This window comes from Geodermatophilus sp. SYSU D00742 (assembly GCF_054049935.1).
This window is the reverse complement of the sequence record NZ_JBJGYJ010000001.1, coordinates 18,381-44,188: the sequence shown is the minus strand read 5'-3', so window position 1 is coordinate 44,188 and position 25,808 is coordinate 18,381. Positions and strand designations below refer to the sequence as shown.

Here is a 25,808-nt window from a genome sequence, read left to right as displayed (position 1 = left end):
CCCCCGGTGGCGCGTGTCACGATCGACGGGTGATCCGCCACGGTGCCCGACCGACGACCCGGCCCAGGGGATGGGCGGCCGCAGCCCTCACCCTGCCGCTGTTCCTGCTCGGGTGCGGCGGCGACTCCGGCGACGACGGTGGGGGATCCGGGGAGCAGGGCGGTGGCGGGAGCCAGGGCACCGAGACGATCGCCCTGGGCACCATCCCCATCATCGACGTCGCGCCGGTCTACGTCGGCATGGAGCAGGGCTTCTTCGAGGACGAGGGCATCGAGCTCGACCTGAGCGCGGGCCAGGGCGGCGCGGCGATCGTCCCGGGTGTGGCCAGCGGCAGCATCGACATCGGGTTCGGCAACAACCTCTCGCTGGTGGTCGCCGCCTCCAGCGGTCTGCCCCTGCAGGTGATCGCCAGCGGCGTCGACAGCACCGGCGACCCCGAGCAGGACGCCTACACGATCGTCACCGCGGACGAGTCGATCACCCGGCCCGCCGACCTCGCCGGCCGGCGGGTCGCCACCAACACGGTCAACGCCATCGGCGACACGGTCGTCAAGGCGTCGGTCGAGGCCGACGGCGGTGACCCGGACTCGATCACCTTCGTGGAGCTGCCGTTCCCGAACATGGCCGCGTCCCTGCAGGCCGGCGACGTCGACGCCGCCTGGCAGGTGGAGCCGTTCATCAGCCTGGGCGAGCCGCAGGGGATCCGGGTGCTCACCACCCCGCTCAACGACTTCACCGACGTCCAGGTGGAGGTGTCGAGCTACTTCACCAGCGCCCGGTTCGCGGGCGAGAACGCCGACCTGGTCGAGCGGTTCACCCGGGCGATCGAGCAGTCGCTCACCTATGCGCAGGAGAACCCGGACGCCGTGCGGGCGATCCTGCCGACCTACCTCGACATCTCACCCGAGCTCGCTGCGGAGGTGACCCTGCCCGAGTGGAACACCGACGTCAGCGAGGAGACCTTCGAGCTGTTCACCGAGCTCGGCGACGCCAACGGGTTGCTGGCCGGCGAGGTCGACCTGGACGCCCTGCTGGCGCCCGTCCGCTGAGCCGGCCCGGGCACGCCGGCCGGTCGAGCCGCCCGCGGCCGCCGGGAACCTAGGCGCCCAGCCGGTCGGCCAGCTCCTCGAACGAGTGCAGCGACAGGTCGGCGTCCGGATCCGTCTCCGGCGGCACCTGCCGGCCGCCGAACTCGTCGGGCCGGTGCACGTACGCCGTCCGCAGGCCCCGGGCGCGGGCCGCGACCAGGTCCTCGACGTGCGCGGCCACCATCAGCACCGAGGACGGCGGCAGCGCCAGCAGCCGCGGCGCGGCGTCGTACACCTCGGGGTCGGGCTTGTAGTGCCGCACGATCTCCGCGCCCAGCACGCAGTCCCACGGCAGCCCGGCCCTCTTGGCCATGTCGACGACCAGCGCGACGTTGCCGTTCGACAGCGGCGCGAGGACGTGCGACCGCGCCAGCCGGGTGAGCCCCGGGACGACGTCCGGCCACGAATCCAGCCGGTGCCAGGCGAGCACCAGCTCGTCGCGCACCGCGGCCGGGACGTCGGGCAGCCCGGCGTCGGCGAGGACGTCGTCCAGCGAGGAGCGGTGCAGGGCGTCCAGCGGCGTCCAGGGCAGCTCGCCCGAGCGCACCCGCTCCATCGAGGGGACGTACCGGTCCCGCCAGTCGTCGGCGACCGCGGCGGCGTCCACGGACGGGCCGACGAGCCGGTGGACCTCCCGCGCCACCCCGCCGCGCCAGTCGACGACCGTCCCGAACACGTCGAACACCAGCGCGCGGACGTCCATCCGCTACACCCCCAGCGCGGCGGCCATCTCGGCGCGTAGCTCGTCGAGCTCGTCGGCGCCCCGGCCGCGGGCCGCGATCAGGCCCGCGTCGTCGTGCACGGGCACCACCGTCTCCAGGTAGGCCTTGAGCTTCGGCTCGGTGCCGCTGGGGCGCACGATCACCCGCACGCCGTCACCGAGCAGCCGGACGGCGTCCACCGGCGGCTCCCCGTGCGCCAGGTCGGCGAACGCCACCTCCCGGCCCAGCAGGCGGGTGGGCGGGGAGGAGCGCAGCCGCGCCATCATCGCGTCGATCCGGGAGAGGTCCTCCACGCGCACCGACAGTTGCCCCGTGACGAACAGCCCGTGCTCGCCGGCCAGTTCGTCGAGCCGGTCCAGCAGCGTGCGGCCCGAGGCCTTGAGCTCGGCGGCGAGCAGCGCGACCGCGAGTGCGGCGGAGATGCCGTCCTTGTCCTTGACGACCTGCGGCGCGACGGCGTACCCCAGCGCCTCCTCGTAGCCGAAGACGAGCGGGACGTCGTCGGTGCCGGCGCGGATGATCCACTTGAACCCGGTCGGCGTCTCGGCGAACCGCACCCCGTGGGCCGCCGCGAGCGCCGACATCAGGGAACCGCTCACCAGCGAGGCCGCGTACGTGCCCCGCACCCCGCGGCGCAGCAGCCAGTCGGCCAGCAGCGCGCCCACCTCGTCGCCGGTCAGCTGACGGCCGCCGCAGACCACCGAGCAGCGGTCGGCATCGGGGTCCTCGGCGATGGCGACGTCGGCGTCGACACGGGCGGCCAGGGCCTGGAGCAGGTCGACCGCGCCCGGCTCCTCCGGGTTCGGGAACCTGACCGTCGGGAACGCGGGGTCGGGGGAGTCCTGCTCGCCGACGCTCACCGGGGGCGCCAAGCCGGCGGCGGCGAACACCGCCCGCGTGGTGTCCGACCCCACCCCGTGCATCGCGGTGTAGGCGACGGTCAGTGCGGCGCGGTCCGCGGCCGGCACGCGGTCGGGCTCCAGGGCGGCCACGACGGCGGCGGCGTAGTCGGCCTGGACGTCGTCCCCGAGGGTCACCCAGTCGTCGGAGCGGGGCACCTCCCGCGCCGGCCCGACCGCGGAGATCGTCGCCTCGATGAGCCGGTCGGCCGGGGGTACCAGCTGGGCGCCGTCGTCCAGGTAGACCTTGTAGCCGTTGTCGTCGGGCGGGTTGTGGCTGGCGGTGACCATCACGCCGGCCGCGCAGCCCAGGTGCCGGACGGCGAAGGCGAGCACGGGGGTGGGCAGCGGCCGCGGCAGCACCTGGACGTCGAACCCCGCCGCCGAGAACACCGCCGCCGACACCTGGGCGAACTCGTCGGAGCGCCGGCGGGCGTCGAACCCGATCACCACCCCGGCCCCGGCGTGCCCGGCGTCGGCCAGGTAGCGGGCCAGCCCGGCCGCGGCCCGGGTGACGACGGCGGCGTTCATGCCGGCCGGCCCGGCGCGCAGCGGCCCCCGCAGCCCCGCGGTGCCGAAGGTCAGCGGCCCGGCGAAGCGGCGCTCGAGCTCGGCGGTGTTCTCCGCCTCGATGAGGGACTCGATCTCCGCCCGGTCGCCGGGGTGCGGATCGGCGTCGGCCCAGTCGCGGGCCACGTCGAGGAGGCTCACGGCGCCTCCTCGCCGGCGCTCACCGGTGTCGCTCGGAGGGCTGCTGCGTCCCGGGGAGAGCTCGCGAGTCCGGTCATCGATCGGCTCCGCTGCCCGGCGCGATGTCGCCGCGGGGCAGCGGCGGCTCGAAGTGCTCGGCGTCGAACCGCGCCGTCGTGTACTCGCCGCCCACCCGCGCGTGCACCGGGTCGGCGGGGTCGGGTTCGCCGTAGGCCTCGAGCAGCGCCGACGCGAACACCTCGGCGTCGTCGGACGGCTCGTAGCCCAGTGCCCGGGCGGCGGTGAGGTCCCACCAGTTGCGGGTGTTGGCCGAGACGCCCCAGACGACGGCGAAGCCGGGGGCGGGCGCCCGCAGCGCGGCGTCGACGAGGGCCACCTGGTCGCCGGGGGACAGCCACGTCGACAGCTGCCGCACCGTCGTCGGCTCGGGGAAGGCGCTGCCGATCCGCAGGCAGACGACGTCCAGCCCGTACCGGTCCACGTAGAGGGAGCCCAGCGCCTCCATCGCCACCTTGGAGACGCCGTAGTAGGTGTCCGGCCGCGGCGGGGCGTCGACCTCGCGCAGCAGGCCGCCGTCGGGACGCGGGGTGTAGCCGGTCGCGTGGTTGCTGCTGGCCAGCACGACGCGGGGGACCCCGGCTCGCCGCGCCGCCTCGAGCACGCAGTACGTGCCCTCGATGTTGGCGTGCGAGACGGCCGGCCAGGTCGACTCCCCGGAGATGCCGGCCAGGTGCACGACCGCGGAGGCGCCGGCGACGGCATCCTCCACCGCGGCGAGGTCGGTGACGTCGGCGACCACCTGCTCCTCGCCGGGCCGGGCGTCGGGGAGCGGGACGACGTCGAGGGAGCGGACCGCCCAGCCGCGTTCGGGCAGCCCGCCGCGCAGCACCGTGCCGATCCGCCCGGCGGCCCCGGTCACGAGCACCACGCTCATGGCAGCCGCCCCACGAACTGCACCAGGAGCTCGCCGAGCCGCCCGGCCGCCGCCCTGCCCGCCGCGAGCACCTCCTCGTGGTCCAGTTTCTCGCCGGTGATCCCGGCCGCGGCGTTGGTGACCATCGACAGGCCCAGGACCTCCAGGCCGGCGGCGCGGGCGGCGATCGCCTCGAGCGCGGTGGACATGCCGACCAGGTCGGCGCCGAGGGTCCGCAACATCCGGATCTCGGCCGGCGTCTCGTAGTGCGGCCCGGGCAGCGCGGCGTAGACGCCCTCGGTCAGGGACGGGTCGAGCTCGCGGGCCAGCGACCGCAGCCGCGGGGAGTAGAGGTCGGTGAGGTCGACGAAGGTCGCCCCCACCAGCGGCGAGCGGGCGGTCAGGTTGAGGTGGTCGCTGATCAGCACCGCCTGGCCCACCCGGTGGTCCGGGGCCAGCCCGCCGGCGGCGTTGGTGAGGACGACGGTGCGCACGCCGGCTGCGGCCGCCGTCCGGACGCCGTGGACCACCGGCTCGACGCCGCGGCCCTCGTAGAGGTGGGTGCGGCCGAGGAAGAGCAGCACCCGCCGCTCGCCGACCCGCACCGAGCGGACCTCCCCGCCGTGGCCGACCGCTGTCGGCGCGGCGAACCCGGGCAGGTCGCCGATCGCCACACCGGCCTCGGCGGCGCCGAACGCGTCCGCGGCCGGGGCCCAGCCGGACCCCATGACGACGGCGACGTCGTGACCGCCGCCGAGGACGGAGGCGAGGTCGTCGGCCGCTCGGGCGGCCAGGGCGGAGGGGTCGTCGGGCGGAGGGGAACTCACGGACCGACGCTAGCCCAGCGCCCGCTCACCGGTCGCGTTCACACCGATCAGCCGAAGAGCGTGATCATCCCTAGACTCCGCAGCGTGCGGATCCCCTTCCACTCCTCCGAACGCGCCAGCCTGGGCGTGGAGTGGGAGTTGCAGCTGATCGACCTCCAGACCCGGCAGCTGACCGCCGGCGCGGTGGAGATCCTCCGGGAGATGCGGCCCGAGGGCGCCGACGAGCACCCCAAGGCCAAGCACGAGCTGCTGCAGTCGACGATCGAGATCATCACCGGCATCTGCACCACCGTCGGCGAGGCGAAGGCCGACCTCGCCGGCACCCTGGCCGAGGTGCGGGCCGTTGCCGCCCGCCGCGACCTGGGCCTCATGTGCGCCGGCACCCACCCGATCACCGACTGGCAGACCCAGCAGATCTCGCCCAAGGAGCGCTACCTCCAGCTGGTCGAGAAGATGCAGTGGCTGGCGCGGCGGCTGCAGATCTTCGGGGTGCACGTGCACGTCGGCGTCCGGGCGCCGGAGAAGGCGATCCCGATCGTCAACGCCCTCACCCAGTACGTGCCGCACTTCCTGGCGCTCTCGGCGTCCTCCCCGTACTGGGTCGGCGCGGACACGGGGCTGGCGTCGGCGCGGTCCAAGGTCTTCGAGGGGATGCCGACGGCCGGGCTGCCCTACCAGCTGTCGGGCTGGGACCGCTTCGAGGAGTACATGGAGACCCTGATCTCCACCCACGCCATCGAGAGCGTGCGCGAGGTGTGGTGGGACATCCGCCCGCACCCCGACTTCGGCACCGTCGAGCTGCGCATCTGCGACGGGCTGCCGACCCTCGACGAGGTCGGGGCGATCGCCGCGCTCTCCCAGTGCCTGGTCGAGCAGTTCGACCGCGAGCTCGACCGCGGCTACACGCTGCCGGTCCCGGCCAGCTGGGTGCTGCGGGAGAACAAGTGGCGGGCGGCCCGGTACGGCCTCGACGCCGACATCGTGGTCGACGAGAAGGGCACGGTGCGCCCGGTGCGCCAGGCGATCACCGACCTGGTCGAGGACCTCGCGCCCACCGCCCGCCGGCTCGGCTGCGAGGCGGAGCTGGCCGACGTCGAGCGCGTCCTCGCCGTCGGCGCCTCCTACCAGCGCCAGCGCGCGGTCGCCGCCGCCCACGACGGCGACCTGTGCGCGGTGGTCGACAGCCTGCTCACCGAGCTCCGCGACGGACTGCCGGCCGGTGTACCCGCTCCCGACCCCGCCGCGTCCGCCGGGGGACGCCCGGCGTGACGGAGTTCCCGGAGAAGCTGGGGACGGCGGTCGACGAGTGGGCCGCCGATCGGCAGCAGCAGCTGGTCGCCGTCCGCCGGCACCTGCACGCCCACCCGGAGCTGGCCTTCGCCGAGTTCGAGACGACGTCGTTCATCGAGCAGCGGCTGCGCAACGCCGGCCTGGACCCCCGGCGGCTGCCCTCGGGGACCGGCCTGGTCGTCGAGGTCGGCGAGGGGGAGGGCGGGTCCGGGCCGACGGTCGTGCTGCGGGCCGACATCGACGCCCTGCCGCTGCCCGACCTCAAGGACGTCCCCTACGCCTCCACCCGCGAGGGCACCTGCCACGCGTGCGGGCACGACGTGCACACCACCGTCGTCCTCGGCGCCGCGCTGGCGCTGGCGAGCCTCGACCACCTGCCGGGCACCGTCCGCTGCGTCTTCCAGCCGGCCGAGGAGTCCGTCCCCGGCGGCGCCACCGAGGTGGTCGCCGCCGGCGTGCTCGAGGGCGCCTCGCGGGCGTTCGCGCTGCACTGCGACCCGTCGCTGCCGGCCGGCACGGTCGGGTTGCGGACCGGCGCCATCACCGCCGCCTGCGACCGCATGGACGTCACCCTCACCGGCCCCGGCGGCCACACCGCCCGGCCGCAGCTGACCGTCGACCTCGTCGACGCCCTGGGCCGGCTGATCACCGACCTGCCCGCCCTGCTGTCCCGCCAGGTCGACCCGCGGGCGGGCATGTCGCTGGTGTGGGGTGCGGTCAACGCCGGCGTCGCGGCCAACGCCATCCCGCAGCGCGGGCACCTGCGCGGCACCGTGCGCGTGCTCGACCGCGACCAGTGGCAGAACGCCGAGACCCTCCTGCGCTCGCTGGTCGAGCGGGTGGCGGCGACCACCGGCGCGGACTGCGAGGTCGACTACATCCGCGGCGTCCCGCCCGTGGTCAACGACCCGCGCGCGGTGGCGCTGCTGCGCTCGGCGGCCCTGGAGACCGTGGGCAACGACGGCCTGCGGCTGTCCCCGCAGAGCATGGGCGGGGAGGACTTCGGGTGGTTCGCCGACGTGCTGCCCATCGCGCTGGCCCGGCTGGGCACCCACGGGGGCGGCGCCCCGCTGGACCTGCACCGCGGCACGTTCGACGTCGACGAGCGGGCGATCGGGGTGGGGGTGCGGCTGCTGGCGCGGACCGCCCTGCACGCGCTGGCCGCCGATGCCGGTGCGGCGCCGACAGGTCCGTCCCCGCACCCCGGACGCGCTCGTCCCGGCGAGCGGCGGTAGATACTCCGCAGATCGACTGAGGGGAGCCCGACGATGCGTTCCGCCGATCCGCAGCCGGCCCACGCCGGCGATGCCGAGGTGCCGGCCGAGCACGAGGTCCCCGAGGACCTGCGGCTCGCCGGGGAGTTCCCCGCGGCCACCCGGGAGCAGTGGCGCGACCTGGTCGCCGGCGTGCTGCGCAAGGCCGGCCGGGAGGAGCTGCCCGACCCGGTCGAGGACGCGCTGCGCCGCACCGTCGCCACCGGGGTGACCGTCGGCCCGCTCTTCACCGCCGAGGACGCCGGGGACCTGCCCTCGGCCGTCGGCGCCCCCGGCCTCCCGCCGTTCGTCCGCGGCGCCCGCGCGGGTGCGCCCGGTGGGGACGTGCCCGGCGGCTGGGACGTCCGGCAGCGGCACGCGCACCCGGACGTCGCGGTGACCAGGGAGGCGATCGCCGCCGACCTCGAGAACGGCGTCACCTCGCTGTGGCTGGTGCTGGGCGAGGGCGCCATCCCCGTCGACGCGCTCGGCGACGTGCTCGCCGACGTCCTCCTGGACCTCGCCCCGGTGACCGTGCAGGGCGGCGAGCCGGCCGCCGAGGCGTTCCTCGCCCTGGTCGAGGGCCGCACGGACCTCGCCCCCGGCGGCTCACTGGGGCTGGACCCGCTCGGGCTCCAGGCCGCCTCCGGGCAGGAGCAGGACCTCTCCGGCCTGGCCGCACTGGCCCGCCGCGCGGCCGCCCACCCGGGTCTGCGGACGGTCGTCGTCGACGGCACCGTCTACGCCGACGCCGGGGCCTCGGCGGTGGAGGAGCTGGGCTGCGCGCTGGCCGCCGGGGTCGCCTACCTGCGGGCGCTGACCGAGGGTGGCCTGGGCGTCGACGAGGCCTTCGGTCACCTGGAGTTCCGGTTCGCCGCGAGCGCCGACCAGTTCACGACCATCGCCGGGCTGCGCGCCGCCCGGCGGCTGTGGGACCGCGTCGGCGAGGTGAGCGGTGCCTCCGCCGACGTCCGCGGCCAGCGCCAGCACGCCGTCACCTCCTCGGTGATGACGACCCGGCGCGATCCGTGGGTGAACATGCTGCGGACCACCGTCGCCTGCTTCGCCGCGGGCGTGGGCGGGGCCGACGTCGTGACGGTGCAGCCCTTCGACGCCGCGCTCGGCCTCCCGGACGCCTTCTCCCGCCGGATCGCGCGCAACACCCAGAGCCTGCTGGTCGAGGAGGGCCACCTCGCCCGCGTGCTCGACCCGGCCGGAGGCTCCTGGTACGTCGAGTCGCTCACCGAGTCACTGGCCCGCGCCGCCTGGGAGTGGTTCACCGAGATCGAGCGGGCCGGCGGGCTGCCGGCCGCGCTGGGGTCGGGCCTGGTGCGCGACCGGCTCGCCGCGGCCTGGGACGCGCGGGCGCAGCGCCTGGCCCACCGCCAGGACGCGATCACCGGGGTCAGCGAGTTCCCCAACCTGACCGAGCGGCTCCCGGAGCGGCAGCCGGCCGCCGAGGTGCTGCCGGCCGGTGGCCTGCCGCGGGTGCGCGCCGCGCAGGAGTTCGAGGCGCTGCGCGACCGCGCCGATGCCGCGGCCACCCGTCCGCAGGTGTACCTGGCCACCATCGGCCCGATCGCCCGGCACACCGCCCGGGCCACCTTCGCCGCCAACCTGTTCCAGGCCGGCGGCCTGGCGACGCCGTCCGGCGACGGGGCCTCCGGCCTCGCCGACGCCGGGACGACGGTGGCCTGCATCTGCGGTACCGACCGCGACTACGCGGAGTCCGCGGCCGCGCTCGCCGCGGACCTGCGCGCCGCCGGTGCCACGCAGGTGTGGCTGGCCGGCAAGCCGTCGCTGGATGTGGACGGCGTCGACGGGTACGTGTACGCCGGGTGCGACGCGCTCGACGTGCTGCAGCGAGTCCACGAGCACCTCGGCGTCCCAGGGGCGGAGATGGCCATGTCCGCCCCTCCCGGGGAAGGAGAGCAGGCATGAGCGGCATCCCCGACTTCAGCGGCGTCGAGCTGGGCCGTCCGGCGGCCGGCGTCTCGGTCGACGAGTGGGCCAAGCGGTTCGAGGAGGCGACCGGCCGCAGCGTGGGGGAGGCGGCCTGGGAGACCCCCGAGGGCATCGCCGTCCCGCCGTTGTACGGCCCGGCCGACCTGGAGGGGCTGGACTTCCTCGCCACCTTCCCGGGCCTGCCGCCGTACCTGCGCGGCCCCTACCCGACCATGTACACGACCCAGCCGTGGACGGTCCGGCAGTACGCGGGCTTCTCCACCGCGGCGGAGTCCAACGCCTTCTACCGGCGCAACCTCGCCGCCGGCCAGAAGGGGCTGTCGATCGCGTTCGACCTGCCCACCCACCGCGGCTACGACTCCGACCACCCGCGGGTGGTCGGCGACGTCGGCATGGCGGGGGTGGCGGTCGACTCGATCCTGGACATGCGGCAGCTGTTCGACGGCATCCCGCTGGACCGCATGAGCGTCTCGATGACGATGAACGGCGCGGTGCTGCCCGTGCTGGCGCTCTACATCGTCGCCGCCGAGGAGCAGGGGGTGTCCCACGGTCAGCTGACCGGGACCATCCAGAACGACATCCTCAAGGAGTTCATGGTCCGCAACACCTACATCTACCCGCCCAAGCCCTCGATGCAGATCATCAGCGACATCTTCGCGTTCACCTCGCAGGAGATGCCGCGGTTCAACTCGATCTCCATCTCGGGCTACCACATCCAGGAGGCCGGGGCGACGGCCGACCTGGAGCTGGCCTACACCCTGGCCGACGGCGTCGAGTACCTCGAGGCGGGCAAGGGCGCCGGGCTGGACGTCGACGCGTTCGCGCCCCGGCTGAGCTTCTTCTGGGCGATCGGCATGAACTTCTTCATGGAGGTCGCCAAGCTGCGGGCCGGGCGGCTGCTGTGGGCCCGGCTGGTCAAGGAGGCGGGCGCGCAGAACGCGAAGTCGATGTCGCTGCGCACCCACTCCCAGACCTCGGGGTGGTCGCTGACCGCGCAGGACGTCTACAACAACGTCGTCCGCACCTGCCTGGAGGCCATGGCCGCCACCCAGGGACACACCCAGTCGCTGCACACCAACGCCCTGGACGAGGCGCTCGCGCTGCCGACGGACTTCTCCGCCCGCATCGCCCGCAACACCCAGCTGCTGCTGCAGCAGGAGTCGGGCACCACGCGGGTCATCGACCCCTGGGGCGGCTCGGCGTACGTGGAGCGCCTGACCTACGACCTCGCCCGCCGCGCGTGGGCGCACATCCAGGAGGTCGCCGAGCACGGCGGGATGGCGCAGGCGATCGACGACGGCATCCCGAAGCTGCGCATCGAGGAGGCCGCCGCCCGCACCCAGGCGCGCATCGACTCCGGCCGGCAGCCGGTCATCGGCGTCAACAAGTACCGGGTCGAGGCCGACGAGGCGATCGAGGTGCTGCGGGTCGACAACGCCGACGTGCTCGCCCAGCAGAAGGCCAAGCTGGAGGAGCTGCGCGCCTCCCGCGACGCCGGGGCGGTGACCGACGCGCTGCGCCGGCTCACCGACGCCGCGCGGGCCGCGGCCGAGGGACGGCGGGGGAGCGAGCTGGACTCGAACCTGCTCAAGCTGGCCGTCGACGCGGCGCGGGCCAAGGCCACCGTCGGGGAGATCTCCGACGCGCTGGAGGAGGTCTACGGGCGGCACGCGGGCCAGGTGCGGACCATCTCGGGCGTGTACCGCGACGAGGCGGGAGCATCGGGTCCCGTGGAGGAGACCCGCCGGCTGGCCGAGCAGTTCGCCGAGGCGGAGGGCCGCCGTCCCCGCATCCTGGTCGCCAAGATGGGCCAGGACGGCCACGACCGCGGGCAGAAGGTCATCGCCACCGCCTTCGCCGACCTCGGGTTCGACGTCGACGTCGGCCCGCTGTTCCAGACGCCGGAGGAGGTCGCCCGCCAGGCGGTCGAGGCCGACGTGCACGTGGTCGGGGTGTCCTCGCTGGCCGCCGGGCACCTCACGCTGGTGCCGGCGCTGCGGGACGCGCTGGCCGAGCTCGGGGCCGACGACGTGCTGATCGTCGTGGGCGGCGTCATCCCGCCCGACGACGTGCCCACGCTGCGCGAGATGGGTGCGGCGGCGGTCTTCCCGCCCGGCACGGTGATCGCGGACGCCGCGCAGGAGCTGCTGCGGACGCTGTCGGACCGACTCGGGCACTGATGGAGGAGCCAGGCGGGCCCCGGGGGGCAGGGACGGCCGTCTCCGCCCCCCGGAGCCGCCCGATCGACGTCCCGGCGCTGGTCGGGGGCGTGCTGGCCGGGGACCGGCGGGTGATGGCGCGCGCGATCACCCTGGTGGAGTCCCGGCGGGCCGACCACCGTGAGCGCGCGCAGGAGCTGCTCGTGGAGCTGCTGCCGCACGCGGGGGCGGCCCGGCGGGTCGGGATCAGCGGGGTCCCCGGCGTCGGCAAGTCCACCTTCATCGACTCACTCGGCGTGGCCCTCACCGCGGCCGGCTCCAGGGTCGCGGTGCTCGCCGTCGACCCGTCGTCCGCCCGGTCGGGGGGCTCGATCCTCGGCGACAAGACCCGGATGGCGCGGCTGGCCGTCGACCCGGCCGCCTTCATCCGCCCGTCGCCGACCTCGGGCACGCTCGGCGGAGTCGCCCAGGCGACGCGGGAGTCCATGGTGGTCGTGGAGGCCGCCGGCTACGACGTCGTCCTCGTGGAGACGGTGGGCGTCGGCCAGTCGGAGGTCGCGGTCGCGGAGATGGTCGACTCCTTCCTGTTCCTCACCCTCGCCCGCACCGGCGACCAGCTGCAGGGCATCAAACGGGGCATCCTCGAGATCGCCGACGTCATCGCCGTCAACAAGGCCGACGGGCCGGCCGCCGCCGACGCGCGGAAGGCGGCGCGGGAGCTGGCCGGCGCCATCCGGATGCTGCGCGGCCACGTGCCCGGCGGCTGGGACGTGCCGGTGCTGACCTGCGCCGGGCTCACCGGCGAGGGCCTGGACGTGGTGTGGGCGAAGCTGGTCGAGCACCAGGACCGGATGCGGGCGTCGGGGGAGTTCGACGAGCGGCGCCGCAGCCAGCAGGTGCGCTGGACGTGGCAGCTGGTGCGCGACGGGCTGGACCACCGGCTGCGCGCCCACCCCGGTGTCCGCTCGGCCGCGCCGGAGCTGGAGGAGGCGGTGCTCGCGGGGGAGGTCACCCCGGCGCTGGCCGCCCGGCAGCTGCTGGAGACGTTCCTGGCCGCTCCGGAGGGCTGACCCCTGGGCGACCGGCGCTGGCGCTGCGCGCTGGTCCTCCTCGCGGTGACCGCCTTCGGGGCCTCGGTGGCGACGTCCTGGTGGCTGTTCCCGCTGTACTCGGCGAACCGGGACGACTCCGTCTACGTGGCCATGGCCCGGTTGCTCGAGCGGGTCTCCGTCACGCTCCCGGCCGACCACGACCTCCTCCGGCCGTGGGCCTCGGCCGTGCACGGCGACCGGGTGGTGCTGAAGTACACCCCGCCCTGGCCCGCGGTGCTGGCCGCCGCCGACCTCCTCACCGGGTCGCCGCGCACGGGCCTCGGGTCGACCGCCGCCGGCACGGCGGTGCTGACGGCCGTGCTCGCCGGCGACGTCCTGCGGGACCGTGCCGCGGGCCTCGTGGCCGGCGCGCTCCTGACCGCGTCGCCGGTCTTCCTCGTCCTGAGCGGGACGTACCTGCCGTACCTCTTCCAGCTCCTGCTCGGCCTGGCGTTCGCCGTTCTGTGGCTCCGTGGGGTCAGCCGCCGGTCGTCGGTCCGGGTGGTCGCCGCCGGGGCGGTCCTCGGGGTGGCGGCGTTCGCCCGCCCCTTCGACGCCGTGCTGTTCTCGCTGCCCTTCGTGCTCGTCGTCCTGGCCGGGGCGTGGACTGCCCGGCGGGCCGGTGACCGCGGCGGTTGGTCGTGGGTGGGCTGCGCGGCTCGCCTGGCCGCCGGTGCCGTCCCGCTGGTGGTCGGGTCCCTCGTCTACAACGTCGCGGTGATGGGGCACCCGTTCCGGCTGCCGTACACCGCGACCGGGCCCCAGGACGGGTTCGGTTTCGGCTCGCGGGGCGTCTTCCCGGAGTCCACGATCCCCTTCTCGCCCGGCGACGCGTGGGCCGGTCTCCTCACCAACGTGCGCTGGCTCCCCAGCTGGACCGCCGGCGGCGTCCTCCTCCTCGTCCTGGCCGTCGTGGGGCTCGCGCGCACCGCGGGGCGGGCGCGGTGGGCGGTGGCCGCACTGGCCCTCACCGTCCCCCTGGGCTACCTGCCGTTCTGGGGGCCCTACGCGATGAGCCGCCTGTGGGACGGGGTGGAGGCCTTCGGGCCCTTCTACCACCTGCCCGTCGTCGTGCCGCTGTGCGTCTTCGGCGCCGCCGGGCTGGTCCTCCTGTGGCGCCGGGCCTCCGCTCGGGCCCGTCCGCTCGCGGCGTCGGTGGTCGCGGCCATGGTGGTCCTGACCGTCACCGCCGTACCGGACAAGGTGGCGGCCAACACCGCGGTGCGCGACGACTTCCGGGCGGTCGAGCGCTTCGTGGCCGGCCACGACCTCGCAGACGCGATCCTGTTCCTGCCTCGACGCGGGGACCTCGGCTTCCTCAGCACCACCCCGTTCCTCGAGAACGTCCCCTCCCTGCAGCAGCCGGTCCTCTACGCCGAGGACCGGGGGCCGGAGGTGTTCGGCCTCGTGGACCGCCATCCCGATCGTGCGTTGTACCGGCTCTCCGAGGACCTGCCGTCCGGGAGGACGACGGGCGGTCGCCTGGGCATGGAACGACTGCGCGTCAGCACCGGGTCGGCGGTGACGGTGCGGCTGCGGTTGGAGAACCCGACCGACCGCGAGGTGGTCGTCGCCTACCTGTCCGACGGCCGGTCGGTCTGGTCGCGGACCCTCGACCGCGACTCGGCTCGGGGCCGCACGTACGACGTGTCCTGGACGGTCACCGCACCCGGAACGGCGCCGCCGCTCGGCGGGGACGCGGTGCGGCTGTCCGCCGGTGCGCCGTCCGGGGTGATGACGGCGGGCATCGACGTGCGGGTGGCGGGTGAGGAGGACCGTCCCGGCCGACGGTGGGAGCGGCGCGCGGCCTACCGGCTGGACGACGGATCCGGGAGGGTCGAGCTGCTGCACCCCGGCCGGGGCTGGTCGCAGGACGGCCCCGGCGAGGACTGGCGGGAGGCCGGCGTCGGCAACCCCGTCACCGACCTCGCGGCCGGCTAGAGACCGGTGGAGCGGCACTCCCGGGAGCGGAGCTCGGACAGGTAGTCGTCCGGGGCGCCGGCGGCCTCGGCGGCATCGGCCAGGGCGCCGAGGTACCGCGCCGAGGGCAGCCCGCCCTCGAAGGCGTCCAGCACGTAGACGTAGGCGACCTGGTCGCCGGTCAGCGTGTTCACCCGCAGGTGCAGCTTGCGGTAGAGGCCCAGGTCGGCGCCCTCCCACGCGTCCAGCGCCCGCTCGTCGGCGTCCGTGAGGTCGTAGAGGGCGACGAAGACGCCCGGGGAGAGCGACTCACCGGGCGTGGTGTCGTCGGGGACGAGGGTGGCCAGCGCCCCCTCCCAGCCGAGGTCCTCCCCGCCGAAGGTCAGCCGCCACCCACGGATCCAGCCGGTGCCGGTGTGCGGTGAGGAAGGACAGCGCCGCAGCATCTGTGCAGGGTCCATGTTCGACCCGTAGGCGGCGTAGAGGCCCATCGACCGCGAGCCTACGGCCGGTGTGGCGCGCTCGACCCCCGGGGATGGACGACGCTGTCCCCGCGGCGGGGAGAATGGGCCTCCGCACGTGTCCGCACCGCACCGACAAGGACCCCCATGACCCGCATCGTGATCATCGGCGGCGGCCCCGCCGGCTACGAGGCCGCGCTGGTCGCCGCATCCCTCGGTGCCGAGGTCACCGTCATCGAGCGGGACGGCGTCGGCGGGGCCAGCGTGCTCACCGACTGCGTGCCCTCGAAGACCTTCATCGCCTCCGCCGGCGCGATGACCAACGTCCGCGACTCCCTCGCCCTCGGCGTGCAGGGCGCCGAACTCGGCGCCGTCGGCATCCACCTCCCCGCGGTGAACCAGCGGGTCAAGGGGCTGGCCGTCGCCCAGTCGGCCGACATCAAGGCGCGCCTGGAGGGCGAGGGCGTGCGCGTCGTCGCCGGTCAGGCGCGGATGGCCGACGAGGTCCGCGGTCTGGCCGAGCACAGGGTCGAGCTCGTGGACGCCGAGGGGACCGCCACCGACACCCTCGAGGCGGACGTCGTCCTGATCGCCACCGGCGCCGACCCCCGCGTGCTGCCGGGTGCCGAGCCCGACCACGAGCGGATCCTCGACTGGCGCGACGTCTACGACCTGCAGGAGATGCCCGAGCACCTGGTCGTCGTCGGCTCCGGTGTCACCGGGGCGGAGTTCGCCTCCGGCTACCTGGAGGCCGGCGTCCCGGTCACGCTGGTCTCCTCCCGCGACCGGGTGCTGCCGGGGGAGGACTCCGATGCCGCCGAGGTGCTCGAGGAGGTCTTCCAGTCCCGCGGCGGCCGGCTGGAGCGTGGCCGGGCCGCCGGCGTGCGGCGCACCGAGAAGGGGGTCTCGGTCGAGCTGACCGACGGGCGCACCGTCGAGGGCTCGCACGCGCTGATGACCGTGGGCACCGTGCCGAACACCGCCGGGCTGAAGCTGGAGGAGTGCGGGGTGGAGCTGGCCTCCTCCGGGCACGTCGTCGTCGACCGCGTCTCGCGCACCAACGTGGCGGGCATCTACGCCGCAGGTGACGTCACCGGGGTGTTCCAGCTGGCCTCGGTCGCGGCGATGCAGGGCCGGATCGCCATGTGGCACGCCCTCGGCGAGGCGGTCACGCCCATCCGGCTCAAGACGGTCGCGGCCAACGTCTTCACCCACCCGGAGATCGCCACCGTCGGGGTGCAGGAGAAGACGCTGCCCGAGGGCGCCGACATCGACGTCGTCCGGCTGCCGCTGGCGACCAACGCGCGCGCCAAGATGGCCGACCTGCGCGACGGCTTCGTCAAGCTCTTCGCCCGCCAGGCCACCGGCGTCGTCGTCGGCGGTGTGGTGGTGGCGCCCGGGGCCTCGGAGCTGATCCTGCCGATCGCCCTCGCCGTCACCAAGGGCCTGACGGTCACCGACCTCGCGCACACCTTCGCGATCTACCCGTCGCTGTCGGGGTCGATCACCGAGGCGGGCCGCCGGCTGATGGGCGCCGACGCGCTGGCGTAACGCACCCGACCGGCCGGGACGGCGGAGGCCCGTGGGGCCACCGGGACGGGGCCGGTGGGGCCGCAGGGGGACCCGCGGCGGGCGTGCCTGATGTGACGGGGCGTTCGACTGGATTCCCCCGATCCGGTGCCGACAGGGGCAGCGACCGCCGATGGCTGGGGGGATGCACCCCGCCCGGAGGCCCCCCGCCCCCCGCCGCCGCCCGCTCCGGGCGCTGGCCGGCGTGGCGACCGCGGTCGTCGTCTCGCTGGCGCTGCCGCCCGCGGCCGCGCGGGCCGACGAGCCGGCCGCCGGCCCGGCGCAGACCGTCGTCGGCGAGCTGGTGCAGACCTGGGCCGAGGCCGGACCGGCCGAGCACGCCCCCGCCGGACACGACGCCGACCACGCACCGCTGACCTGGGTCGAGGGGGCCGACGGCGAGGCCGTGCGGATCCCCACCGAGGCCGCCGAGGGGCTCCCCGTGGGCGCGACCGTCGAGGTCACCGTCGGCGGGCAGCTGACCGGCACCGCGCAGGACGGCGTCGAGCCCGCCCGCGACCTGCTGGACGCCGCCCTCCTGCAGCCCACCCCCGCGGCCGACGGCGCGCGGACCGGGTCGCTCACCAACGAGGTCACCGTGGTGCGGGTGCTGCCGCCCGGCGGGCACGCGGACGCCACCTCGGTGGAGCAGCTGGTGGACGTCGTCGACGACGAGGTCGCCGCCTTCTGGTCCGAGCAGACCGGCGGCGGCATCCGCCTGGGCGTCACCGCGGCCGCCCCCGGGTGGATCCAGGCGACCGTCGACTGCTCCTCGCCGACGGTGCTGTGGAACCAGGTCGCCGCCGCGGTCGGTTTCCAGGACGGTCCGGGGCGGCACCTGCTGCTGTACCTGGCCGACTCGGCCGGCACCCACTGCGCCTACGCGATGGGCGAGGTCGGCGCGGGTCCGGGAGCCGGGGGCCGGGTCTACGTCCGCGACCTCCTGCCCTCGGTCATCGCCCACGAGCTCGGGCACAACTTCGGCCTGGGCCACTCCTCGGGGCACCAGTGCGACGGCGCCGTCGAGGGCGGCAGCTGCCGAACGGCCCCCTACCGCGACTACTACGACGTCATGGGCGCCTCCTGGAGCCGCCTGGGTGCCCTCAACGCCCCACAGGCGGCGGCCCTCGGCGTGCTGCCCGGCTCGGCCCACGTGGCCCTGCCCGCGGACGGCGCGACGACGACGGTCACCCTCGCCCCGCTCGCCGGCCGCACCGGCACCCGGGCCGTCCGGATCGCCGACCCGGAGGGCGCGACCTACTGGCTGGAGTACCGGGCGGCCACGGGCCGGGACGCCTGGCTCGAGACCGCGGAGAACCGCTTCCGGCTGCAGACCGGGGTGCTGCTGCACCGCACCGGCGCGATGCCCGACACCTCGCTGCTGCTCGACGGCACGCCCACGGCCGCCGGGTCGTGGACCGGCGACCTGCAGGCCGCCCTGCCGGCCGGCGTGCCGGTGTCCCTCTCCGACGGGGACGTCACCGTCACCGTCACCGGCCTGACCGCCGGTGCCGCGACGGTCACGGTCACCACGACCGCCCGCGCGGTCCCCGCGACGCCGGCCCCGGCGCCGCCCGACACCCCCGCGGTGCTCGCCGCCGCGCCCGCCGACGGCCGCACCGCCGCACCGGCACCGCCGGTCCGGGCGCCGGCAACCGCCCCCGGAGCCGGACCGGACACCGCCCCCGGAGCCGGACCGGACGCCGTCCCGGCCGCCGCCCCGGCCACCGGCCCGGACGCCGCCCACGCACCGGCCGACGAGGGTCCCCGTCGCACCGTCGCGGCCCTGCAGACGGCCACCTACACCTCGTCGGTGCCCGGGTGGGCCACGCCGCTGCTGGCCGGCCTCGGCCTCGCGGCCACCGCCGCCGGGGCCTGGGCAGGGGTCCGGAGGGCCCGCGCCCACCGCTGATCCCCTCGGTCGTCCAGTTCCGCCGTCGGTACGCCGATGGAGGGAGCAGCCCCCACCTGCTTGGAGTGCGCCCCGTGCCCCCTTCCCGCCGTCCCGCCGTGCGCCTGCTCGTCCTGGGCGCCGCATCGATCGCCGTCCTCCCCGTCGTCGTCAGCGCCGTCCCCGCGGCCGCGGAGGAACCGGCCGGCCACCGCATCGTCGGCGAGCTGGTCCAGGCCGTGACCGAGCACGAGGACCACGAGGACGCCGTCGCGCACGCGGAGGACGCCGTCGTCAGCTGGGTCGAGACCGACGACGGCGAGACCGTCCGCGTGCCCACCGAGCAGGTGGCTGACGTCGCGCTCGGGGCGACCGTCGAGGTGACCGTCGGCGACGAGGTCGAGGACGCCCAGGCCGCCGAGGGGCTGGAGCCCGCGCGGGAGGTCCTGGCGGCCGAGGTCGTCGAGGAGCCGGCCCCGCCGCCGACCGCAGCGGCCACGCAGCCCTACACCAACCAGGTGACCGTCGTGCCGGTCCAGGTACCCGGCACCGTGCCGGACGGGACGACGCCGGAGCAGATCGCAACCGCCGTCAACGAGTCGGTGTCGGCGTTCTGGGAGGAGCAGAGCGGCGGCACCATCCGGATCGGCGTCACCCAGACCCACCCCTGGACGAAGACGACCCTCGGGTGCGGCGACCCCACCGCGCTCTGGGCGGACGTCGCCCGGGAGGTCGGCTTCCAGGCCGGCCCCGGTAAGCACCTCGCGCTCTACCTCCCGCCCACGGGCAACGACTCACCAACCTGCGCGTACGGGCTCGCGCAGATCGGCCGGTCACCGAGCAGCGGCGGCATGATGTACGTCCGCTCGAGGGACGTCTCCGTGCTCGCGCACGAATTCGGCCACAACTTCGGCCTCGGCCACGCCAACCTGCTGCAGTGCGACGGCGCAGTGGACGTCGGGATCTGCGCGACGGTGCCCTACTACGACTGGTACGACGTCATGGGCGTGTCCTGGGAGCAGCTCGGCTCACTGAGCGCGGCGCAGGCCGGGACGATCGGGCTGGTCCCCGCGGAGGAGCAGACGACGGTCTCGTGGCCCGGGCCGGAGGTCGTGGTCACCCTCGCGCCGATCTCCTCACCCACGGGGACACGTGCCGTGCGGCTCACCGGCCCCGACGGCGCCGTTCACTGGCTGGAGTACCGATCGGCCGCCGGCCGCGATGCCTGGCTCGGCACCACGACCCGGCGGCCCACCCTCGACCAGGGCGTCCTGGTCCGCCGCCAGGAGGCACGGGCGGTGGACGGCACGGTCCTCCTCGACGGGACCCCCTCGGCCCGCGCGGGCTGGGAGGCCGATCTGCAGGAGGCGCTCCCGGTCGGCCGGCCGGTGACCCTGACCGTCGCCAACCACGTGGTCCGCGTCGAGAGCGCCTCGCCCGCCTCCGCGACCGTGCGGATCACCCCCGGGACCCCGATCAACACCGCGTACGCCACCTCCGGGGGCAGCCGTGGCCCGCTCGGTGCCCCCACCGCGCCAGAGAAGTGCGGCGCCCGGGACGGCGGCTGCTTCCGCACCTACGAGTTCGGCGTCATCTACTACTCACCGGCCACCGGCGCCCACATCGTCCGCAAGGCCATCTGGGAGCTCTGGGCCGGCCAGGGCTGGGAGTGGGGGAAGCTGGGCTACCCGGTCACCGACACCACCTGCGGGCTGGCCTCGGGCGGCTGCTTCCAGCACTTCCAGGGCGGATCGGTCTTCTACACGCTGCAGACCGGCGCCCACGTCATCGACGGGGCCATCCGCGACCGGTGGGCGGCGACCGGCTGGGAACGCGGGTTCGTCGGCTACCCGGTGGCCGGTCAGACGTGCGGCACCCGGGACGGCGGCTGCTTCCAGCCCTTCCAGTACGGGGTCGTGTACTGGTCGGCCCGCACCGGCGCGCACGCGGTCATCGGCGGGATATGGCAACTGTGGGCCCGGCAGGGCTGGGAGTGGGGCGGGCTCGGCTACCCCGTCACCGACACCACGTGCGGGCTGGCCGGTGGGGGCTGCTTCCAGCACTTCGAGGGCGGCTCGGTGTTCGCCAGCCCGACCGGCGGCGTACGGATCGTCAACGGAGTGATCCGGGACCGGTGGGCGGCGGTCGGCTGGGAGCGCGGGATCCTCGGCTACCCGGTGTCGGACGCCACCTGCGGTGCCAGGGACGGCGGCTGCCTGCAGCTCTTCCAGTACGGCTCCGTCTACTGGTCGGCGGCCACCGGCGCGCACGCGACGCTCGGCGCCATCGGCGACAAGTGGGCCGCGCAGGGCTGGGAGTGGGGCGGGCTGGGCTACCCGGTCACCGACACGACCTGCGGGTTGGCCGCCGGCGGCTGCTTCCAGCACTTCCAGGGCGGATCGGTGTTCTACAGCAGCGCCACGGGTGCCCGCGTGGTGTCCGGCGGCATCCGGGACCGCTGGGCGACCCAGGGCTGGGAGCGCGGGCCGCTCGGCTACCCGATGACCGAGCCCCGGTGCACGGCGCGCGGGTGCTCCCAGGGCTTCCAGGGCGGCACGCTCACCAGTCCCTGACCGGAGCCCGGGAGGACGGAGGGCCTGCCACGCACGTGTGGCAGGCCCTCCGTCGTCCCCGGCGCTACTCGGCGTCGGCGATGGTGCAGATGACCGCTCCGCTGGTCACCGAGGCGCCCACCTCGGCCGCGAGGTCCTTGACCACGCCGGCCTTGTGGGCGGCGATCGGCTGCTCCATCTTCATCGCCTCGAGGACGACGACCAGGTCGCCGGCGGCCACGGTGGCACCCTCCTCGACCGCGACCTTGACGATCGTGCCCTGCATCGGGCTGGTCAGTGAGTCACCGGACGCCGCCGACCCGCCGTGGCCGTGCCCGCGGCGGCGGGGCTTGGCGCCCCCGCCCGCGGCGGGCGCACCGCCGCCGGCGGCCAGGCCCGCGGGCAGGGACACCTCCAGCCGCCGCCCGCCGACCTCGACGACGACGGTCTGGCGCGGCTCGGCCTCCTCCTGCCCGGCCGGTGCGGCCGAGTACGGCTGGACCTGGTTGTCCCACTCGGTCTCGATCCAGCGGGTGTGCACCGTGAACGGCTCGCTGGTGAACGCCTGGTCGCGGACGACGGCGCGGTGGAACGGGATCACCGTCGGCATGCCCTCGACGACCAGCTCGTCCAGCGCGCGGCGGGCCCGCTGCAGCGCCTCGGTGCGGGTCGCGCCGGTCACGATCAGCTTGGCCAGCATCGAGTCGAACGCGCCGGCCACCTCGCCGCCGGTCTCGACCCCCGAGTCCCAGCGCACGCCGGGGCCCTGGGGGATCTCCAGGCGCTGCACCGGGCCGGGGGCGGGCATGAAGTTGCGCCCGGCGTCCTCGGCATTGATGCGGAACTCGATGCTGTGACCGCGCGGGGTGGGGTCCTCGGTGAACTCCAGCGGCAGCCCCTCGGCGATCCGGAACTGCTGGCGGACCAGGTCGATGCCGCTGGTCTCCTCGCTGACCGGGTGCTCGACCTGCAGCCGGGTGTTGACCTCGAGGAAGGAGATCGAGCCGTCGGCGCCGACCAGGTACTCGACGGTGCCGGCCCCGTGGTAGCCGGCCTCCGCGCAGATCGCCTTGGCCGAGGAGTGGATGCGCTCGCGCTGCTCGTCGGTGAGGAACGGCGCGGGCGCCTCCTCCACCAGCTTCTGGTTGCGCCGCTGCAGCGAGCAGTCGCGGGTGCCGACCACGACGACGGTGCCGTGCGTGTCGGCCAGCACCTGCGCCTCGACGTGCCGCGGCTTGTCCAGGAACCGCTCCACGAAGCACTCACCGCGGCCGAAGGCCGACACCGCCTCGCGCACGGCGGAGTCGAACAGGTGCGGGATCTCCTCGATGGTGCGGGCGACCTTCAGCCCGCGCCCACCGCCGCCGAACGCCGCCTTGATCGCGACCGGCAGCCCGTGCTCCTCGGCGAAGGCGACCACCTCGTCGGCGCCACCCACCGGGTCCTTGGTGCCGGGCACCAGCGGGGCGCCGGCCTTCATCGCGATGTGCCGGGCCTGCACCTTGTCGCCGAGCGCGACGATCGCCTCGGGGGAGGGGCCGATCCAGGTCAGCCCGGCGTCGATCACCGCCTGGGCGAAGTCGGCGTTCTCCGACAGGAAGCCGTACCCGGGGTGGATCGCGTCGGCGCCGGACTGCTTCGCGGCGTCGAGGATCTTGTCGATCACCAGGTAGGAGTCGCCGGGCGTCGTCCCCCCGAGGGCGAACGCCTCGTCGGCGACCCGCACGTGCAGGGCGTCGCGGTCGGGTTCGGCGTAGACGGCGACGCTGGTCAGCCCGGCGTCCTTGCAGGCGCGGGCGACGCGCACCGCGATCTCACCGCGGTTGGCGATCAGGACCTTCTGCACCGTTGTTCTCCTCGGGTTCGGACTCTGTGGGGCTGGCTGCGCGAACGGGGTTCAGCGGCGCCAGAGGTCGGTGATCGCCAGCCCGCGCTTGGCCAGCTGCGTGCGCAGCGTGGCCAGCGAGAGCCCGACGACGGCGGCGGGGTCGCCGTCCACCCGGCGGACGAACGGCGCACCGAGCCCGTCGAGGGTGAAGGCGCCGGCCACGGCGAGGGGCTCGCCGGTGGCCAGGTAGGCCTCGATCTCCTGCGGGGTCGGGTCGGCGAAGTGCACCACCGTCGAGACGACGGCGACGTCGCGGCCGACCACCTGACCGTCCTGGACGTCGAACAGCGCCTGGCCGGTGTGCAGGACGCCGCTCTTCCCGCTCATCCGCTGCCAGCGGTCGCGGGCCTCCTGGACGTCGCTGGGCTTGCCCATGGGCCGACCGCGGAACTCCAGCAGCGAGTCGGCCCCGATGACCAGGGCGTCGCTCTCCTGCCTGGCCACGGCCGTGGCCTTGGCCGCGGCCAGCAGGGCCACCTGCTCGCCCACCCGCGGCGCCCGCACGGTGGTCTCGTCGACGTCGCTGACGACGACCTCCGGGCTCAGGCCGGCCTGGCGCAGCAGCGCCAGCCGTGCGGGGGACGCCGATGCCAGCACCAACCGACGGTCGACACTCATGCGTGCTCCTCTGTGAGGCTCGTCCGCTGCCCCCGCCGCGCTGCTGCCCGGGCGCGGGCCCGCCCACACGCGCTCACGCGAACCTGCCCGATGCCCGCCAGCCGCCGGGACCGGGGCGCAGCGCGGTGCGGTGGGCATCGCCGGCCGCCGCCCACGCCCCGACCGGTGCCGGCCTGCGCCGGTCGCGCGGCTGGGCCAGGGCCGCCACCACGACGGTGAGCGCGGCCAGCTCCTCGCCGGTGGGCCGGCCCCTCACCACCCGCAGGAGCGGAGTCCGGTCGGAGGAGTGGGGGCCGGAGGACGACGGTGTCACAGCGGGATGTTCCCGTGCTTCTTGGGCGGGAGGGTCTGGCGCTTGTTGGCCAGCAGGCGCAGCGCGCGGGTGACCTGCACGCGGGTGTGCGACGGCCGGATCACCATGTCCACGTACCCACGGTCGGCCGCGATGTACGGGCTCAGCAGCGCGTCCTCGTACTCGGTGATGAGCTCGGCGCGGCGGGTCTCGGGGTCCTCGGCCTCGGCCAGCTCCTTGCGGTAGAGGATGCCGACCGCACCCTGGGCGCCCATGACGGCGATCTGGGCCGTCGGCCAGGCCAGGTTGAGGTCCGCGCCCAGGTGCTTGGAGCCCATGACGTCGTAGGCGCCGCCGTAGGCCTTGCGGGTGATCACCGTGATCTTGGGGACGGTGGCCTCGGCGTAGGCGTAGATGAGCTTCGCGCCACGCCGGATGATCCCCTCCCACTCCTGCGAGGTACCGGGGAGGAAGCCGGGGACGTCGACGAAGGTCAGCACCGGGATGTTGAACGCGTCGCAGGTGCGCACGAACCGGGCGGCCTTCTCGCTGGCGTCGATGTCGAGCGTGCCGGCGAACTGGGTGGGCTGGTTGGCCACCACGCCCACCGGCCGGCCCTCGACCCGGCCGAAGCCGGTGACGATGTTGGGCGCGAACAGCGCCTGCACCTCGAGGAACTCCCCGTCGTCGAGGACGTGCTCGATGACGGTGTGCATGTCGTAGGGCGTGTTCGGCGAGTCCGGGACGAACGTGTCGAGCTCGAGGTCGTCGTCGGTGACGCCGTCGGGGACGGTGACGTCGACCGGCGGCAGCTCCACCACCGGCAGCGGGTCGAGGTTGTTGCTCGGCAGGTAGGACAGCAGCGCCTTGACGTAGTCCAGCGCGTCGTTCTCGTCCTCGGCCAGGTAGTGCGCGACGCCGGACTTGGTGTTGTGCGTGCGGGCGCCGCCGAGCTCCTCGAGGGTGACGTCCTCGCCGGTGACGGTCTTCACCACGTCGGGGCCGGTGATGAACATCTGACTGGTCTCGTCGACCATCACGATGAAGTCGGTCAGCGCGGGGGAGTAGACGTGCCCGCCGGCCGCGGCGCCCATCACCAGGGAGATCTGCGGGATGACGCCCGAGGCGTGCACGTTGCGCCGGAAGATCTCGCCGTAGAGACCGAGGGAGACCACGCCCTCCTGGATCCGCGCGCCGCCGCCCTCGTTGATGCCGATGACCGGGCAGCCGTTGCGCATGGCCAGGTCGAGCACCTTGGTGATCTTCTCGCCGTAGACCTCCCCGAGGCTGCCGCCGAAGACGGTGACGTCCTGGGAGAACACGCACACCGGCCGGCCGTCGACCGTGCCGTGGCCGGTGACCACGCCGTCGCCGAAGGGCCGCCTGGCCTCCATGCCGAAGTTGGTGGACCGGTGGCGGGCGAACTCGTCGAGCTCGGTGAACGAGCCCGGGTCCAGCAGCGCCTCGATCCGCTCCCGCGCGGTCATCTTCCCGGCGGCGTGCTGCTTGTCCACCGCGCGCGCCGAGCCCGCGTGCGTGGCCTCCTGCACGCGCCGCTCGAAGTCCGCGATCTTGCCCGCGGTCGTGTGGATGTCGACGTCGCCGGACACGTGCTCGCCGGCGCTCTCCAGTTCGGCCGCGCTCACCGCGATCCGCTCCGACGCCGGCTCGGTCGCTCGCTGCGATGCTCGCTCACGAG

General features: G+C 74.9%; 19 protein-coding genes. 10 read left to right on the top strand and 9 right to left on the bottom strand.

Annotated features, from left to right (window positions below):
• Positions 1-29: 29 nt before the first annotated feature.
• The gene (locus ACI78V_RS00175) at positions 30-1,049 is read left to right on the top strand and encodes an ABC transporter substrate-binding protein (RefSeq protein WP_456847765.1); all 1,020 of its coding nucleotides are present in this window, start codon (positions 30-32) and stop codon (positions 1,047-1,049) included.
• Between the two features lie 49 nt (positions 1,050-1,098).
• Here the strand turns inward: ACI78V_RS00175 and ACI78V_RS00170 are convergent, their stop codons facing one another.
• From ACI78V_RS00170 to ACI78V_RS00155, 4 genes are all read right to left on the bottom strand, one after another.
• Complete coding sequence (locus ACI78V_RS00170; protein ID WP_456847764.1) at positions 1,099-1,791, bottom strand: haloacid dehalogenase type II; 693 nt, start codon at positions 1,789-1,791, stop codon at positions 1,099-1,101.
• Positions 1,792-1,794: 3 nt separating this feature from the next.
• Entirely contained in the window at positions 1,795-3,420 is a 1,626-nt protein-coding gene (locus tag ACI78V_RS00165) for a phospho-sugar mutase (RefSeq protein ID WP_456847763.1), read from the bottom strand.
• Positions 3,421-3,493: 73 nt separating this feature from the next.
• The gene (locus ACI78V_RS00160; RefSeq protein ID WP_456847762.1) at positions 3,494-4,354 is read right to left on the bottom strand and encodes an NAD-dependent epimerase/dehydratase family protein; all 861 of its coding nucleotides are present in this window, start codon (positions 4,352-4,354) and stop codon (positions 3,494-3,496) included.
• Positions 4,351-5,160 carry a purine-nucleoside phosphorylase gene (locus ACI78V_RS00155; protein WP_456847761.1) on the bottom strand — a complete coding sequence of 270 codons (810 nt, stop codon included), beginning with the start codon at positions 5,158-5,160 and terminating at the stop codon, positions 4,351-4,353. Before ACI78V_RS00155 ends, ACI78V_RS00160 begins: the two co-directional genes overlap by 4 nt.
• Before the next feature lie 84 nt (positions 5,161-5,244).
• Between ACI78V_RS00155 and ACI78V_RS00150 the strand changes: the two genes are divergently transcribed.
• The 6 genes from ACI78V_RS00150 to ACI78V_RS00125 are packed head-to-tail and all read left to right on the top strand — an operon-like array spanning position 5,245 to position 14,859.
• Positions 5,245-6,429 carry a glutamate--cysteine ligase gene (locus ACI78V_RS00150; protein ID WP_456847760.1) on the top strand — a complete coding sequence of 395 codons (1,185 nt, stop codon included), beginning with the start codon at positions 5,245-5,247 and terminating at the stop codon, positions 6,427-6,429.
• Positions 6,426-7,685, top strand: a complete 1,260-nt coding sequence (locus ACI78V_RS00145) for an amidohydrolase (RefSeq protein WP_456847759.1) — start codon at positions 6,426-6,428, stop codon at positions 7,683-7,685. Before ACI78V_RS00150 ends, ACI78V_RS00145 begins: the two co-directional genes overlap by 4 nt.
• Before the next feature lie 33 nt (positions 7,686-7,718).
• Complete coding sequence (locus ACI78V_RS00140) at positions 7,719-9,644, top strand: methylmalonyl-CoA mutase subunit beta (RefSeq protein ID WP_456847758.1); 1,926 nt, start codon at positions 7,719-7,721, stop codon at positions 9,642-9,644.
• Complete coding sequence (gene scpA / locus ACI78V_RS00135; protein ID WP_456847757.1) at positions 9,641-11,848, top strand: methylmalonyl-CoA mutase; 2,208 nt, start codon at positions 9,641-9,643, stop codon at positions 11,846-11,848. The genes ACI78V_RS00140 and scpA overlap by 4 nt, the downstream gene beginning before the upstream one ends.
• Complete coding sequence (gene meaB / locus ACI78V_RS00130) at positions 11,848-12,897, top strand: methylmalonyl Co-A mutase-associated GTPase MeaB (RefSeq protein WP_456847756.1); 1,050 nt, start codon at positions 11,848-11,850, stop codon at positions 12,895-12,897. The genes scpA and meaB overlap by 1 nt, the downstream gene beginning before the upstream one ends.
• A gap of 45 nt (positions 12,898-12,942) precedes the next feature.
• Positions 12,943-14,859 (top strand): hypothetical protein, encoded by a 1,917-nt coding sequence (locus tag ACI78V_RS00125; RefSeq protein ID WP_456847755.1) that lies wholly within the window; start codon positions 12,943-12,945, stop codon positions 14,857-14,859.
• On the opposite strand, the gene ACI78V_RS00120 is transcribed toward ACI78V_RS00125, so the two are convergent.
• Complete coding sequence (locus ACI78V_RS00120) at positions 14,856-15,329, bottom strand: gamma-glutamylcyclotransferase family protein (RefSeq protein ID WP_456847754.1); 474 nt, start codon at positions 15,327-15,329, stop codon at positions 14,856-14,858. The two genes, ACI78V_RS00125 and ACI78V_RS00120, sit on opposite strands and share 4 nt — an antisense overlap.
• 117 nt (positions 15,330-15,446) lie before the next feature.
• Between ACI78V_RS00120 and ACI78V_RS00115 the strand changes: the two genes are divergently transcribed.
• The 3 genes from ACI78V_RS00115 to ACI78V_RS00105 all read left to right on the top strand — a co-directional run bounded on the left by ACI78V_RS00115 (position 15,447) and on the right by ACI78V_RS00105 (position 21,332).
• Positions 15,447-16,850, top strand: a complete 1,404-nt coding sequence (locus ACI78V_RS00115; protein ID WP_456847753.1) for an NAD(P)H-quinone dehydrogenase — start codon at positions 15,447-15,449, stop codon at positions 16,848-16,850.
• A gap of 223 nt (positions 16,851-17,073) precedes the next feature.
• The gene (locus ACI78V_RS00110) at positions 17,074-18,780 is read left to right on the top strand and encodes a reprolysin-like metallopeptidase (protein WP_456847752.1); all 1,707 of its coding nucleotides are present in this window, start codon (positions 17,074-17,076) and stop codon (positions 18,778-18,780) included.
• A gap of 98 nt (positions 18,781-18,878) precedes the next feature.
• Entirely contained in the window at positions 18,879-21,332 is a 2,454-nt protein-coding gene (locus ACI78V_RS00105) for a hypothetical protein (RefSeq protein ID WP_456847751.1), read from the top strand.
• A gap of 64 nt (positions 21,333-21,396) precedes the next feature.
• Here ACI78V_RS00105 and ACI78V_RS00100 read toward each other — a convergent pair whose 3' ends face one another.
• The 4 genes from ACI78V_RS00100 to ACI78V_RS00085 all read right to left on the bottom strand — a co-directional run bounded on the left by ACI78V_RS00100 (position 21,397) and on the right by ACI78V_RS00085 (position 25,755).
• Complete coding sequence (locus ACI78V_RS00100; protein ID WP_456847750.1) at positions 21,397-23,157, bottom strand: acetyl/propionyl/methylcrotonyl-CoA carboxylase subunit alpha; 1,761 nt, start codon at positions 23,155-23,157, stop codon at positions 21,397-21,399.
• Between the two features lie 51 nt (positions 23,158-23,208).
• Complete coding sequence (locus tag ACI78V_RS00095) at positions 23,209-23,817, bottom strand: Maf family protein (protein WP_456847749.1); 609 nt, start codon at positions 23,815-23,817, stop codon at positions 23,209-23,211.
• A gap of 73 nt (positions 23,818-23,890) precedes the next feature.
• Entirely contained in the window at positions 23,891-24,130 is a 240-nt protein-coding gene (locus ACI78V_RS00090; RefSeq protein WP_456847748.1) for an acyl-CoA carboxylase subunit epsilon, read from the bottom strand.
• Entirely contained in the window at positions 24,127-25,755 is a 1,629-nt protein-coding gene (locus tag ACI78V_RS00085) for an acyl-CoA carboxylase subunit beta (protein ID WP_456847747.1), read from the bottom strand. The genes ACI78V_RS00090 and ACI78V_RS00085 overlap by 4 nt, the downstream gene beginning before the upstream one ends.
• Positions 25,756-25,808: the final 53 nt, after the last annotated feature.

Bases quoted from the DNA above. Each gene is read 5' to 3' on its own strand.
- ACI78V_RS00170 (WP_456847764.1), bottom strand. From the start codon at position 1,791: ATGGACGTCCGCGCGCTGGTGTTCGACGTGTTCGGGACGGTCGTCGAC.
- ACI78V_RS00160 (WP_456847762.1), bottom strand. From the start codon at position 4,354: ATGAGCGTGGTGCTCGTGACCGGGGCCGCCGGGCGGATCGGCACGGTG.
- ACI78V_RS00140 (WP_456847758.1), top strand. From the start codon at position 7,719: ATGCGTTCCGCCGATCCGCAGCCGGCCCACGCCGGCGATGCCGAGGTG.
- scpA (WP_456847757.1), top strand. From the start codon at position 9,641: ATGAGCGGCATCCCCGACTTCAGCGGCGTCGAGCTGGGCCGTCCGGCG.
- meaB (WP_456847756.1), top strand. From the start codon at position 11,848: ATGGAGGAGCCAGGCGGGCCCCGGGGGGCAGGGACGGCCGTCTCCGCC.
- ACI78V_RS00120 (WP_456847754.1), bottom strand. From the start codon at position 15,329: ATGGGCCTCTACGCCGCCTACGGGTCGAACATGGACCCTGCACAGATG.
- ACI78V_RS00115 (WP_456847753.1), top strand. From the start codon at position 15,447: ATGACCCGCATCGTGATCATCGGCGGCGGCCCCGCCGGCTACGAGGCC.
- ACI78V_RS00095 (WP_456847749.1), bottom strand. From the start codon at position 23,817: ATGAGTGTCGACCGTCGGTTGGTGCTGGCATCGGCGTCCCCCGCACGG.